Genomic DNA, 14,074 nt, shown 5'->3' with positions numbered 1-14,074 from the left:
GTAAATCGTACTTATAACAACCTGCCTGTAAATAACCCACCTGCTACACCAAGGTACTTCGTACTTCGTAAATCGTACTTTTAACAGCCTGCGTGCAAATCACCCACCTGCTACACCAAGTACTTCGTACTTACTAAATGTCATATTTATTCAGCCTCCGGTACAGTGCTGTGCGGGTAAGGCCCAGTTCTTTTGCAGCTTTGGTAATGTTACCATTGTGCTTTTCAATCACCTTTAAAATAGTGTTGCGTTCAATGGCGCTCAGGTTCAGGTCCTCCACGCTAACCACTTCTTCCTGGCGTGGCGCTTCAATAGGAGAGAAAATAAGGTCGCGGGCCTGCAGTTCATCGCCTTCAGCCATAATAACGGCACGCTCTATGGTGTATTGCAGTTCCCGCACATTGCCCGGAAAATGGTAGGTTTTTAGTTTTTCCAGCGCTGTGTATGATAACCCGATATCCGGCTTCATATACTTGGCGGTATAAATTTTTACAAAATGCTTGGCCAGCATGCCGATATCGTCACCACGGCGGCGTAATGGGGGCACAGTTATCTCCACGGTATTAATGCGGTAAACAAGGTCTTTCCTGAATTTGTTTTCATTAGCCAGTTCGCTCATGGGTACGTTGGTGGCACAAATAAGGCGTATATCTACCGGTATGGCTTCGTTAGAGCCCAGTTTTGTTATATGGCGGTTTTGCAATACGGTTAGCAGTTTGGCCTGCTGGCGTAAGGATATATTGCCAATTTCATCCAGGAACAAAGTGCCGCCGCTGGCGGTTTCAAAACGGCCGATCCTGTCTTCCCGGGCGTCTGTAAAAGCGCCCTTTTTGTGGCCGAATAGTTCACTTTCAAAAAGGCTGTCTGTTAAAGCGCCCACGTCCACTTTTACAAAAGACTTTTTAGCCCGCAGGGAAAACTGGTGTATGGCTTTGGCAATAAGGTCTTTACCGGTGCCGTTTTCACCCAGTATCAGTATATTGGCATCGGTGGGGGCAATCTTTTCAATTTTATAGAATATATCCTGCATTACTTCGCTCTGGCCCAGCAGTTCGCTGCCGATGATGTTGTCCTGCGTTACTTTGGGCGTATTGGCTTTGCCGGATTCACGTTTTTTCAAAGCGTCTTTAATGGTGTCAATCAGCCTTTCGTTATGCCAGGGTTTAACCACAAAGTCGGCCGCGCCTTCCTTCAGGGAGCGTACAGCCAGGTCTATATCGCCGTAAGCCGTAATCATGATCACCGCAGCATCAGAGCCCAGCTCTTTTATTTTGCGCAGCCAGAAAATGCCCTCGTTGCCGGTATTGATGGAACTGTTGAAGTTCATATCCAGCAGAATTACATCGTAGCGCTGCCTGCTTAACAGGCTGCGTATGTTTTCGGGATTTTTTTCGGTAGTAATGTCTTTAGCCTCTGTTTTCATCAGCAGGCGAACCGCGGTAAGTACGTCGGTATCATCGTCTATAACCAGTACGCTGGCGTTCTTTAAGTTCATGTTCTATTACCTGTATTTTAGTCTGATTTATCTGGTTTCCCTGGAAATAATCAGGGAATATAATACTTTAATACCAAGCTGTTTTCCCCCCTTCAAAATAAATCCGTTGCCCGGGCAACCTTAATTAAAACCCGGGCTGCATTGCTGCGCAGCATTACCGGAAGTACAAGAGTGCGACGCAAGGGACGCCTCATAGAAATCCTGCTGCCGGGCCCATAAAACTTCTTTGGCTGCACTTCTTTTTGTTCGGTTTTTTACAGGTTACCTTCACATTTGCTTCATTGGCAACTCACTATACACCATTCACGTACCAAACCGTAAAACGTTGGTAAATAAAGCACTTTATTTTGCCTGTTCTGGTATAGTGTATCAAAAGCGGACAGTTTGTGTTCGCTTTGGTACAGTTTTTAGCCCCAAAAATTTCATAACTGATTGCTATTCAATTGCCGCACCTGTTGGCACAGCTTTCATATATTGTTTAGTGCTGATGATTTTTCTCATGTGACTATGACCTTGTGTTTCTACACCGGGTGCTTATTAAAAAAACAAACAAGAAAGATACAATTACAATGGACAGAGTTATTCAAAAGAAAAAATGGACCACGAAAAAGTTGTTGACGATTGGCGGTATTGTGGCGCTGGTGGCTTTGCTGGTAAGCAGTTATTATTTTACTTCCGGCAAATCCAGGTTGAATGTGGATACAGAACGTATTACGGTAAGCGAGGTTAAAAAAGGCGTGTTCCAGGAATCTATACCCGTTAACGGTGTTGTGCTGCCACTTACCACTATTTACCTGGATGCCCAGGAAGGCGGCAGGGTTGAAGAGAAGTATGTAGAAGACGGCGCGATTATGAAAAAAGACCAGCCTATTTTGCGCCTGAGCAATACAGACCTTGAACTGAGCCTGGTAAACCAGGAAACATCTGTATATAACCTGCTTACGCAAATGCAGATTTCCCGCAATGCGGCCCAGCAAAATACCGTAAGCCGTTTAAACCAGATGGCAGAAGCCAACAGCTCTTACAATGAGGCAGAACGCCTTTACAAACTGAATAAGAGCCTGTATGAGAAAAAAGCTATTGGTGAACAGGAATTCAGGAAATCTGAAATAGATTACAACTACCAGAGGGAAAAAAAGAAACTCTCTGAAAGGATACTGGTACAGGACTCTGTTAGCACAGAGCAGCAGATGGATCAGGCCAAACAAAGCTACCAGGGCTCTCAGAATGCGCTGAATGTAATGCGTAAAAAAGTGGGCGACCTTATTGTTAGGGCGCCGGTGGACGGACAATTAACATCTCTTGACGCTGAAATTGGCGAAAACAAAAACAAGGGCCAGCGCCTGGGCCAGTTGGATGTGCTGGGCGGCTTTAAAGTAAGGGTAGATGTAGACGAACATTATATTTCAAGGATTTACACTGGCTTAAAAGGCACTTTTAGCTTCGCCGATTCATCGTACCAGCTTGAAATTAAAAAAGTGTACACGCAGGTTACCAATGGCCGTTTCCAGGTTGATATGGAGTTTACAGGCAAAGTGCCCAAAGGCATACGCCGTGGCCAAACCCTGCAAATAGTATTGGCATTGAGCGATGCAAGACAAAGCCTGCTGTTGCCCAAGGGAGGTTTTTACCAGCAAACCGGCGGTAACTGGATATTTAAAGTAAAAGAAGATGGCTCTACCGCATATAAAGTAAACATTCAGTTAGGCAACCAGAACACAGATTACTACGAAGTGCTGCAGGGCCTTGAACCGGGCGATAAAGTAGTAACCAGCAGCTACGAAAACTATGGCACCATGGAAGAGCTGGTATTGAAAAAGCAGTGACGGTGAAGAAAGTCAAAGAGTCAAAAAGTCAAGAAGTCAGAAAGTCAAGAAGTCAAAGAGTCAATAGTCAGGAAGTGAGGGAGTCAAAAGTGTTAATAAAAGTGTAACTAATCATCAACCAAAACGTATAATAATCTCAAATTCACAATCATGATAAAAATTACAGACCTCGAAAAAGTTTACCGCACCGAAGAAGTAGAAACGGTAGCCCTTAATAAACTCTCCATAGAAGTAAAGGAAGGCGAATTTGTGGCTATCATGGGGCCTTCCGGCTGTGGCAAATCAACCCTGCTGAACATTCTTGGTCTGCTGGACGACCCCGATGCTGGCAGCTTTATCTTCAACAAAATTGAAGTAGCCAACTTTAACGAACGCAAACGTGCCGACCTGCGCAAACACAACATTGGCTTCGTGTTCCAGAGCTTTAACCTGATTGATGAATTAACAGTTTTTGAAAACGTAGAGCTGCCCCTGATTTACACCGGTGTAAAAAGCGCCGATAGAAAAAAGCGTGTGGAGGAAGTACTGGATAAAGTACAGATTATGCACCGACGCAACCACTACCCGCAACAGCTATCCGGTGGCCAGCAACAGCGTGTTGCCGTTGCCCGTGCCGTGGTAAACAAGCCCAAACTAATACTGGCGGATGAGCCCACCGGTAACCTGGACAGCCACAACGGTAACGAAGTAATGGAACTGATGACCGAATTGAACGAACAGGGTACCACCATCGTAATGGTTACCCACAGCGAACATGATGCACGTTACAGCCACCGTATTATACGCATGCTGGATGGGCAGACTGTTACAGAAAATATCCTTGTATAACAGCGCTTCTGCCAAAAGGCAGAAACAATAAAACATATTGTATGAAACCTGTACAACATACCCCCGCCGCCACCGAAGAAGCTTCAGTTAAAAAAAGCGCTTTTGTAAATATTGTATGCGCACTTGCGGTAATTGCGGTAGTGCTGGCGCTGTATGTTGTTAATGCCCACAGCGGCAAAAAAAGCACAGTAAATAAATCTGATACATTACGTACGGCAGGCATGGTTGCCAACGGCAGTTCTGATGTAGAGGAAGGCTGGTCATCCAAGCCGCGGTCTTTAAGATTAATACATTTTATGCAATAAACAATTAAGCATGCCCAAGGCATGCTTAATTGTTTTACAGTTTATGGGCCGGGCAGAAGAACAGGCATGAGGCTTTGGTTGTGTCACTCACTTGTACGCCTTGTTCGCTGCGCAGCTTTTCCCGCAGGGTAGATTAATTTCTGTAGCCGCAGGCTACAGAAATTTTGCATGGTAACTACCGATAATACTCCACCCGGCAATGCCGGCAATTTTACTTGTATTCTATAATACCCAAGATTGACCATTACATTGTCTTTTGCATACAGTAACCAATTTTAACCTACAGCAATGTTTAAAACCAACTTACGCTTTACCTGGCGCAACCTGCTAAAAAATAAAACCTATTCAGCCATTAACATCATTGGCCTGGCGGTTAGCCTGGCCGCCTGCATATTGCTGCTGCTATGGGTGCAGGATGAGTTGAGTTTTGACAGGTTTCATAGCAACAGTAACAACATTTACCGCCTGGCGGCCTCTTTTAAGCAGGAAGGAAAAGATAATGTTTGGAGCGGCACGCCAGCCCCGGTAGCCACCTTTGCCAGGAAGGAACTGCCTGAAGTAGCCAATACATGCCGCGTTACGGATAACTGGAGTATATCGCTGCTGGAATACAAAGGCAAAAAGTATTTCAATAACCGCTGTGGTTTGGCCGATGCCACTTTCTTTACCATGTTTAATTTTCCGCTGGTAAAAGGTAATGCCCGGCAACCTTTTACAGATGACCGTTCTGTTATACTTTCTGAAACCACCGCTAAGAAATTTTTTGGAGAAGAAGACCCTATCGGCAAAATCTTAAATGCAGATGACAAGAATGCATATCACGTTACCGGTGTAATGAAAGATATGCCGTTTAATTCCAGCATACGGTACGACATTATTTTCGATTTCACGGTTCTTAAACGGGACTACACTGGTAATGACTACTGGAAGTCGCTTGATGAAGATTGGGGCAACTACAACTACAGTACTTTCCTGTTGTTGGCGCCGGGTGCAGATAGCAAAAAAGTCGGGCAAAAGTTAGCCAATATACACCGCCGCAACCAGGATGGCGAATTTACTAAAAACCTCACTTATATTCCTTTGCCCCTAAGCAAAGTGCATCTCTATACGCCGGAGGGAAAGGATGATGGCATCACTATAGTAAAGGTGTTTATTATTGTCGCCGCTATTATATTGCTTATTGCCTGCATTAACTATGTTAACCTGGTTACCGCCAGGGCTATTAAGCGTGCCAAAGAAATAAGCCTGCGAAAAATTATCGGCGCCAATAAAGGAGGGTTGTTCTGGCAGTTTCTGCACGAAGCGTTAATGATATTTCTTATTGCCATGCTGGTGGCTACGGCGCTTATATACCTGGTTATGCCGCTGTACAATGAAATAGCGGGCAAGCGCATTGTCTTCAACCCCCTGCAGGGCAATGTATTGTTGGTGTATGGCATAACGCTGCTGGCAACCATGCTGCTGGCCGGCATATACCCGGCGCTTAGCCTGTCATCCTTTAAGCCGCTGGAAGCTATGAAAGGCAAGCTTAGCGGGCTTGGCAGCAAAGTAGCTTTCCGTAAAGTGCTGGTGGTAGTACAGTTTAGTTTTTCCATCATGCTTATCGTTGGCACCATCATCATTGGCAACCAGTTAAAATATATAAGGCAAAAGAACCTTGGCTATAACAAAGAAAACCTGCTTTACTTTGGCATGCGCAACATAACAGAACACTACGATGCAGCTAAAGCAGAACTATTAAAGCAGCCGGGCGTAGTAGCGGTAACAGCTTCCGGCGCAGATATTATGAATGCATGGAGCAGTACCGGCGATGCTGACTGGGATGGCAAAACAGCGGCACAGCAAACCTTTGTTATCAACCAGATTTCCGCTGAGCGTAATTTTCTTGATGTAATGAATTTGCAGATAGTGCAGGGCAAGGGTTTTAGCGGCACACCCGCCGACAGCACCAACTATTTGCTGAATGAAACCGCAATTAAGGTGATGAGCATCAAAGACCCGGTAGGAAAGCGGTTTACCTTTCACGATAAAAAAGGGGTAATTGCAGGCGTGGTAAAAGATTTTCATTTTCAAAACCTGCACAGGCAAATAGAGCCTGCTATCATTTATTTTAGCCCCTGGCGCTGGCGTATGTATGTTAAAACAACTGCTAAAGATGCATCTAAAGCTGTGGCCGCCGTTGAAAAAATATGGAAGCAATACAACCCCGATTACCCCCTGGAATACCAGTTTCTGGATGATGCTTTTGATACCAACTACCGCTCAGACATAAGGGTAGGCAAACTCTTTAACTGCTTTGCCATCATTACCATTCTCATCTCCTGCCTTGGTTTGTTTGGCCTGGTTACTTACACCGCGGAAACAAGAATAAAAGAAATAGGTGTACGCAAAGTGCTGGGGGCCAGTGTACCCGGTATAGTAAGCATGCTGTCCAAAGACTTTCTTAAGCTGGTGGGTATCTCCATTGTTATAGCTTTTCCCGTTGCCTGGTGGGCCCTAAGCAAAATGCTGGAAAGTTATCCTTACCGCACGGCTATTAGCTGGTGGGTATTTGCCCTGGCAGGCTTTATTACACTGGCCATAGCGTTGGTAACCATCAGCTTCCAGGCTATAAAAGCAGCGCTTGCCAATCCCGTTAAAAGCCTGCGCAGCGAGTAAGTAACCCGGTAACGAGGTTGTTATACAGTCAGGAACATTGGGTTAAAGGTAGTAAGATAAATTAGCGGAGAGGTTATCCATAAATTCTGCGTATCGTTTTTCTTTTTATACGAGTAATATTAATTTTGATAGAGTTGTGTCAGGAATAAACAATAATAAAATTACTATGGTAATTGAAGAATTTTTATTGGACCGTGCGGAGAAGAAGGGTTTAGCCAAAGGGCTTGAACAAGGACTTGAAGAAGCCAAAACAACCGTTGTTAAAAACTTACTTTCTGCAGATAGGTTTACCATTGCCGAAATAGCTGGATTTGCAGGTGTGACAGAAGCTTTTGTACGAAAAGTAAAAAAGCAAAACGTATAACATTTGCAATACGTTTTGCTTTTTAGATAAAACCTGTATTTCTTTAGTCTGCAGGATAGCCTACGTTCAGCAAGCCCTCACAGCTTACGGTTGCCTTTTTGTGGTGGCTTTCAAAAGCAAGTTCAATAAGCCTTACTGTATTATAACCATGCTCCGGCTTTTCCCGCAGGGGGGCGCCATTGCGAATGGTTTGGTAAAGGTTCTCATGGTAGTTGCCATAGTTGCCCGCAAGCGATGGGTATTTCTCTTTAATAATTTTGCCGTCTATCTCTGTGTGCAACAGGCCGTATGTTTCTTCGGGTTCTTTACCCCAGTTTTTGCCTTGCGGCAATTCACCGGCTTTTAACAGCACTTCCTGTGGATCTTCTCCGTATTTAATGAAGGAGCCTTTATCGCCATGTATCATGTAATGCGGCCCTTTTTCACGTACCAGCATACTGCCCTTTAGCAATACCCGCATATAGCCATAATCAAAACGAACATCAAAATAATCATCCACACGGGCATGCGGCCGTATCATGCGTATGTCTGCGGTAACATTTTGCGGCAGGCCAAAAAAATACAGGGCCTGGTCAATAAGGTGGGCGCCCAGGTCGTAAAAGATGCCGCTGCCGGCAATAGGTTCTTCCCGCCAGGCATTGGCCTTGGCTTCCAGGCGGTAACGGTCGTAGTGGGCTTCAAATTCGTACACTTTGCCCAACAGGCCTTTATTCAAAATTTCTTTAATGGTAACCACTTCAGAATCGTACCTGCGGTTCTGGTAAACACTTAATATTTTCCCGGCTTTCTTTGCAGCTTCCACCAGTTGCAAAGCTTCTTCACTTTTTATGGTAAAAGGTTTTTCAACCACTACGTGTTTGCCTGCTTGCAATATCTGCATGGCGTAAGGAAAGTGCGTTTCATTAGGGGTGGTTATGATAATAACCTCCAGCTCTTCTATGGCCAGCAGTTCCTCCAGTGTTCTCACAATTTTTGTATCCGGAAACAATTCCAGGGAGTCTTTCTTTTTTCGCTCCAGCACGGCTGCTACTTCGTAGTGAGGGGAAACCTTTAAAAACGGGGCATGAAAAATTTTGGCTGATATGCCATAACCTATAAGACCGGCCTTTAGTTTTTTGCTCATGTAATTTGTGAATTAAGGTTAGGGGGTGAAGGTATGGATTTATCGCATGCACCCGCTTTGCGGGTGCATGCGATAATATTCTACGCTTAAATGCCGCCATTATAATCCAACCGATGAACGGATTGCGACGCAAGGGACGATGCCACGAAGAACCATTGCTGGTATCTACCTTGTTTTAGCATGCCGGCAGATGCTGATAGCACTGTGAAATGTTATCAAAAAATAAATTCCCGTGTTGCCTCTTGCATTATAGAAAAACTAATATTAATATTATAGCACCTGTTACACTTGAGTTGAATTCTTCTTATTTGTCAGCCTGCAGCTCCTGTTGAAATGTTATTAAGATATTGTTGTTTAAAGAAAAACTTATTGTATGCCACTACCTAATTACGGCGTATTGGTGGGTACTGTTATGGATAAAATGGACAGCCCAACAGCCATGCAAAAAAATCCGGGGAGCAAGCCGCATTACCAGGTACTGATTGATGCCAATGGCACAAAATTCAGGATTGCGGTAAATGTAAAGTCGAACCAGCAGCCATCGGACCTGCAGTTTTACATGAGCAGCAATTATGCGCACCCCATTTTGCAACATGTAAAACAACTTGAGCCGGGTTTTTCCAGACTACCCAAACAGCCTAACACCGCGGCCCTTGATTACATAAGGGGCAACCTGTTTGATATAAACGATATGCGCATAGTGCCCACTTTGCTGGGCGGCCCCAATAATGACCTGAATGACATTTTTGATGCACACATACAACACGCATTGGATACGCCCGGATCGCTGGTGTATGCTTTTGGCGACAGGTGGGGGCCGGAAAATAATGCAAGAGACAAGTATTTTGATTTTTTGCCAGGTAATGGCATACATGATATACACATGAACCAGGGTAATAGCGGCAGTCATGCCGGCGACAATGGCATTTACCAGGATGGCGGATTGTTTATTCATTACCCGGATGAAGACCGGTGGGTAGCTATGTTTTTAAAGTTTCAGTCGCAAGTGGTGCATACTGTGGATGACGATGATGAAGATGGCGGTACCCCAATTGATGTGCCAGTGCTGCCGGAAGAGGAAAACGCAGTAAGAATTTTTGCCGCGTTGGTAAACCCTAAAGCTAATGATGTAGGTGATGAGTTTGTGTATTTGCTGAATGCTACCGACAAGGATATTGATCTTGAGGGATGGGCAATTGCGGATAAAATGAAGAAGAAAGAAGTAATCAGCGATACCATTCTCAGAGCTGCGGAAGTAACAAAAATTCAATTGTCTGGCCGTGCGGCCCAGCTTTCCAATGATGGTGGTATAATAACCCTGCTTGACAGGGATGGCCTAAAGATAGACGGTGTTTCTTACACAAAGCAAGACGCTAAAAAGCAGGGCTTTATTACCGTATTCAGGAAATGAATGCATGTGAACAAAAGTAATGCGGCGGACGGTATGACACCTTACCTGTCCGCCAACCCAACGGTTACTTCCACATCCGGGTTTTCCAGCAGAAAATTGGCCATCTCATCATTCATGGTAAAGCCGCGTTCATAAGAGTATAAACTGATCTTGAGATTTTCTTTTGGCTCAACAACGTTAAATCGGACTGTTGCTTTACCGGGATGATTCTTTACATTTTCCGTAACAAAAGAAACAAAATCGCCGGTAAGGGAGGCTGCGTTTAAGTTGAATTCCAGCTTGGCAGTCAGGGATTGTTTCAATGTTTCCAGCAGGCTGATGGTACTGGGTTTAAACTCGTATTGGTCGTTGTTGAAGCGCTGTTTAAAATAGCCGTTAACCACAACGTTTTTGCCTTTATCAAGGTAATCTTTAAACCGCATGTAATCATCGCTCCACAGCATCATTTCTGTTTTGCCGCTGAAATCTTCAATTACCAGGCTGCCAAAGTTGCGGCCCGTTTTGGTTACACGGTGCTGTGCATCCGTTACCAGGCCGGCAATGCGGTAGATACGATTGGGGTTTTGCAACTGGGGTGCTTCTTTTATTTCGTTGAAGTCGGCCAGGGGCATAATGCCGTAGTACTTCAGTTCAAACTTAAAATGATCGAGCGGGTGGCCACTCATAAACAGGCCGGTAACTTCTTTTTCATAGTCCAGCCTTTCCGTTAGCGTCCACTCTTCGCAGGGCATAATTTTGGGCGCCGCAATTTCGGGCATTACACTGTCGCCAAACAAGCTGTTGCTGCTTTGTGTTTTGTTGGTTTGTACCACGTTACCAAAGCGAATGATGCGTTCAATGCCATTCATTGTATCGCCCGGCGGAGTAAAGAAATACTGTGCACGGTGCATGGCAGAAAAACAGTCAAAAGCGCCGGAATACACCAGGCTTTCAATTGATTTTTTGTTAACCGTGCGTTGGTTAATACGGGTAATAAAATCAAAAATATCTTTATAAGCGCCGTTTTTGTTGCGCTCTTCCAAAATGCTTTCTATGGCTGCTTCGCCCACGCCTTTTAAGCCGCCAAGGCCAAAACGTATTTCCCGTTTCTTGTTGGGTGCAAAGCCTTTTAGCGATTCATTGATATCCGGCCCCAGTACCTTCATTCCCATACGCTTGCACTCTTCCATAAAGAAGGTAAGCTTTTCGATAGCGCCGGCATGGTTTAGCACCGCCGACATATATTCGGCGGGGTAGTGGGCTTTTAAGTAAGCTGTTTGATAAGCTACAAAAGCATAGCAGGTTGAGTGCGATTTGTTGAACGCGTATTGGGCAAATGCTTCCCAATCTGTCCAAACCTTTTCAAGAACATCTTTGTTGTGCCCCTTCTTTACAGCGCCATCTACAAACTGCGCCTTCATTTTATCCAGTACGCTCTTTTGCTTTTTGCCCATCGCTTTACGCAACACGTCTGCGTCGCCTTTACTAAAACCGGCAATCTTTTGAGAAAGCAGCATCACCTGTTCCTGGTACACCGTAATACCATAGGTTTCTTCCAGGTATTCCTGCATGTCGGCAATATCATACACCACTTCTTCGCGGCCATGTTTGCGTGCTACGTATTGCGGAATATACGCCATCGGGCCGGGCCGGTACAGGGCGTTCATCGCAATAAGGTCAGCGAATTTATCCGGCTTTAACTCCCTCAGGTATTTTTGCATACCGGGACTTTCAAACTGGAACGTACCATTGGTTTCACCCTTCTGGTAAAGCTGGTAAGTGGCTTCATCATCCAGCGGAATGTCGTCTATTACAATATCAACGCCGTGGTTCTGTTTTATCAGCTCTAATGCTGTTTTAATAATGGAGAGGGTCTTTAACCCCAGGAAGTCCATTTTTATAACGCCGGCTTCTTCAATCACGCTGCCTTCAATCTGGGTAACCCACAGGTCTGAGTCTTTGGCCGTGGCAACCGGTATCAGCTCGGTTAAATCTTTCGGCGCAATGATGATGCCTGCCGCATGTATGCCCGTGTTACGCACAGAGCCCTCCAGGCGTTCGGCTTCGCGTAACACCTGGCCGCGTATATCAGTGCCTGCGTATATCTCCCGCAGGCGTTTAATGTTTTCTAATTCTTCGCCACCATAACCTTCTTTTTCTTCCAGGGATTTTTGTCCATCCTTTGCTTCTTTTGCAGTAAATGGGGCGGTTAGCACACGGCCTAAATCCGTGCCCGGCCTGTCGGGCACCATCTTGGCCAGGATGTTACTTTCCGCCAACGGCAGGTCCATTACACGGGCCACATCTTTAATACTCATCTTGGCCGCCATGGTGCCGTACGTAATAATCTGCGCTACCTGGTTCTTGCCGTATTTGTTCACCACATAATCAATCACTTTTTGCCTTCCTTCATCGTCAAAGTCGGTATCTATATCCGGCATTGATTTACGGTCAGGATTTAAAAATCTTTCAAACAGCAGGTTGTATTTTATCGGGTCAATATTCGTTATGCCTATGCAATACGCCACAACGCTGCCGGCTGCGGAACCACGGCCCGGACCTACAAAAACACCCAGGTCACGGCCTGCTTTAATAAAGTCGCTAACAATTAAAAAATAACCGGCAAAGCCCATTGTTTTAATGGTGAACAACTCAAAGTCCAGGCGTTCCCTTATTTCTTCCGTTATCTCGCTGTAGCGTTGTTTGGCGCCCTCGTAAGTAAGGTAGTGCAGGTAGTTCCACTGGTTAATGTTACTGTCATCCCCGCTTTGAAATTCTTTGGGTATAGGGAAGGCCGGTAGTAAAATATCTTTCTTCAGGTTCAGCACTTCCACACGGTCAACAATCATATTCGTGTTGTCAATGCTTTCCGGAATATCACTGAAGAGCCTGGCCATCTCTTCCTGCGTTTTAAAATAAAACTGGTCGTTTGGAAATTTAAAGCGCCTGTTCTTTACCTGTAGTTCGTCGTTTACAAAGTCATCAAAGCCTGGCGTACTTTGTTTTTCGCCGGTGTTAATGCAAAGCAATATATCATGCGCATTGTAATCTTCGCGGTCTGTATAATGGCTGTCATTGGTAGCTATTACCGGTACGTTATATTTTTTAGAGAACTTGATGAGCGTATTATTAATAAGCTCCTGCTCTTTAATATTGTGGCGCTGCAGCTCAATAAAATAATCCTCGCCAAACATATCCAGCCACCACTTAAATTCTTTTTCCGCTGCTTCTTCACCATCATGCAAAATAGTTTGCGGCACATAAGCCCCAATGCAGCAGGTAGTGGCAATCAGCCCTTCATGGTATTTTTCAATCAGGCTTTTATCTATACGGGGGTACTTACTGTAATACCCTTCAATAAAACCCAGCGATGTAAGCTTCACCAAATTTTGGTAGCCTTGTTTGTTTTTTGCCAGCAATACCTGGTGGTAACGCTCGTCTTTTACCTCTTTGCTGAATGTTTTGCGGTGCCTGTCTTCCACTACATAAAACTCGCAGCCAACAATCGGTTTTATAACCGGCGTGGTAATGTCCTTACCCTTTTCATCTTTGCCAATTACTTTGGTGTTCTTCCATGCCTGGCTTACAAATTCAAAAGCGCCAAACATATTGCCATGGTCGGTAATGGCCAGGGCCGGCATATTGTTTTTAGCGGCTTTTTTGTACAAGCTGTCAATGGCAGCGGCACCGTCCAGCAACGAGTATTGCGTATGTACGTGTATGTGTGAAAAATTCATTTCTTTAAGTTACCGGTTACAGGATAATTTGTTCAATGTTCCATGTTTAACGTTTACGATGTGCGCAAGCTACTGGCTGATATACTGTAAACCAATAGTTGCCATATTAACCGGACGATGAAAGGATTGCCAGCCAACGTTGTTGTTTTACTTTGGCGCTGGCGAACCTCCTACGTCGGTTTGCGATGCAATCCCGAAATTTCGGGACCATGAAATACCATCGCTGGTATTAAAAAAAGTCCGCCCTTATGTTTTTATGGGACCAACTTTATTACTACTATCGCCGCCTGTTGTGTCACTCACTTGTACGCCTTGTTCTCTATTCAGCAATGGGCATCCCCCTGTAAT

At 44.9% G+C, this 14,074-nt stretch carries 9 protein-coding genes; 6 read left to right on the top strand and 3 right to left on the bottom strand.

Annotated elements, in window-relative coordinates; translation table 11 throughout:
- Positions 1–133: 133 nt before the first annotated feature.
- Entirely contained in the window at positions 134–1,495 is a 1,362-nt protein-coding gene (locus F0364_RS08145) for a sigma-54-dependent transcriptional regulator (protein WP_153797275.1), read from the bottom strand.
- 569 nt (positions 1,496–2,064) lie between these two features.
- Between F0364_RS08145 and F0364_RS08140 the strand changes: the two genes are divergently transcribed.
- The 5 genes from F0364_RS08140 to F0364_RS08120 all read left to right on the top strand — a co-directional run bounded on the left by F0364_RS08140 (position 2,065) and on the right by F0364_RS08120 (position 7,476).
- A complete protein-coding gene (locus F0364_RS08140) occupies positions 2,065–3,321 on the top strand; it encodes an efflux RND transporter periplasmic adaptor subunit (RefSeq protein ID WP_153797274.1) in 1,257 nt (418 codons plus the stop codon).
- Between the two features lie 150 nt (positions 3,322–3,471).
- Positions 3,472–4,149 carry an ABC transporter ATP-binding protein gene (locus F0364_RS08135; RefSeq protein WP_153797273.1) on the top strand — a complete coding sequence of 226 codons (678 nt, stop codon included), beginning with the start codon at positions 3,472–3,474 and terminating at the stop codon, positions 4,147–4,149.
- Positions 4,150–4,190: 41 nt separating this feature from the next.
- Complete coding sequence (locus F0364_RS08130; protein WP_153797272.1) at positions 4,191–4,454, top strand: hypothetical protein; 264 nt, start codon at positions 4,191–4,193, stop codon at positions 4,452–4,454.
- Positions 4,455–4,742: 288 nt separating this feature from the next.
- Positions 4,743–7,112: an ABC transporter permease gene (locus F0364_RS08125; protein WP_153797271.1), complete on the top strand. Its 2,370-nt coding sequence runs from the start codon at positions 4,743–4,745 to the stop codon at positions 7,110–7,112.
- A gap of 166 nt (positions 7,113–7,278) precedes the next feature.
- On the top strand, positions 7,279–7,476 hold the full coding sequence (locus F0364_RS08120) for a hypothetical protein (RefSeq protein ID WP_153797270.1): 198 nt from the start codon (positions 7,279–7,281) through the stop codon (positions 7,474–7,476).
- Between the two features lie 43 nt (positions 7,477–7,519).
- Here F0364_RS08120 and F0364_RS08115 read toward each other — a convergent pair whose 3' ends face one another.
- Entirely contained in the window at positions 7,520–8,599 is a 1,080-nt protein-coding gene (locus tag F0364_RS08115; RefSeq protein ID WP_153797269.1) for a Gfo/Idh/MocA family oxidoreductase, read from the bottom strand.
- A gap of 373 nt (positions 8,600–8,972) precedes the next feature.
- Between F0364_RS08115 and F0364_RS08110 the strand changes: the two genes are divergently transcribed.
- A complete protein-coding gene (locus F0364_RS08110) occupies positions 8,973–10,010 on the top strand; it encodes a DUF2278 family protein (protein ID WP_153797268.1) in 1,038 nt (345 codons plus the stop codon).
- 41 nt (positions 10,011–10,051) lie between these two features.
- Here the strand turns inward: F0364_RS08110 and dnaE are convergent, their stop codons facing one another.
- A complete protein-coding gene (gene dnaE / locus F0364_RS08105; protein WP_153797267.1) occupies positions 10,052–13,726 on the bottom strand; it encodes a DNA polymerase III subunit alpha in 3,675 nt (1,224 codons plus the stop codon).
- Positions 13,727–14,074: the final 348 nt, after the last annotated feature.

This window comes from Foetidibacter luteolus (assembly GCF_009650435.1).
GTDB classification, from domain to species: Bacteria; Bacteroidota; Bacteroidia; order Chitinophagales; family Chitinophagaceae; genus Foetidibacter; species Foetidibacter luteolus.
The sequence above is the reverse complement of the archived record's forward strand: the minus strand, read 5'-3'. Positions and strand labels throughout refer to the sequence as shown.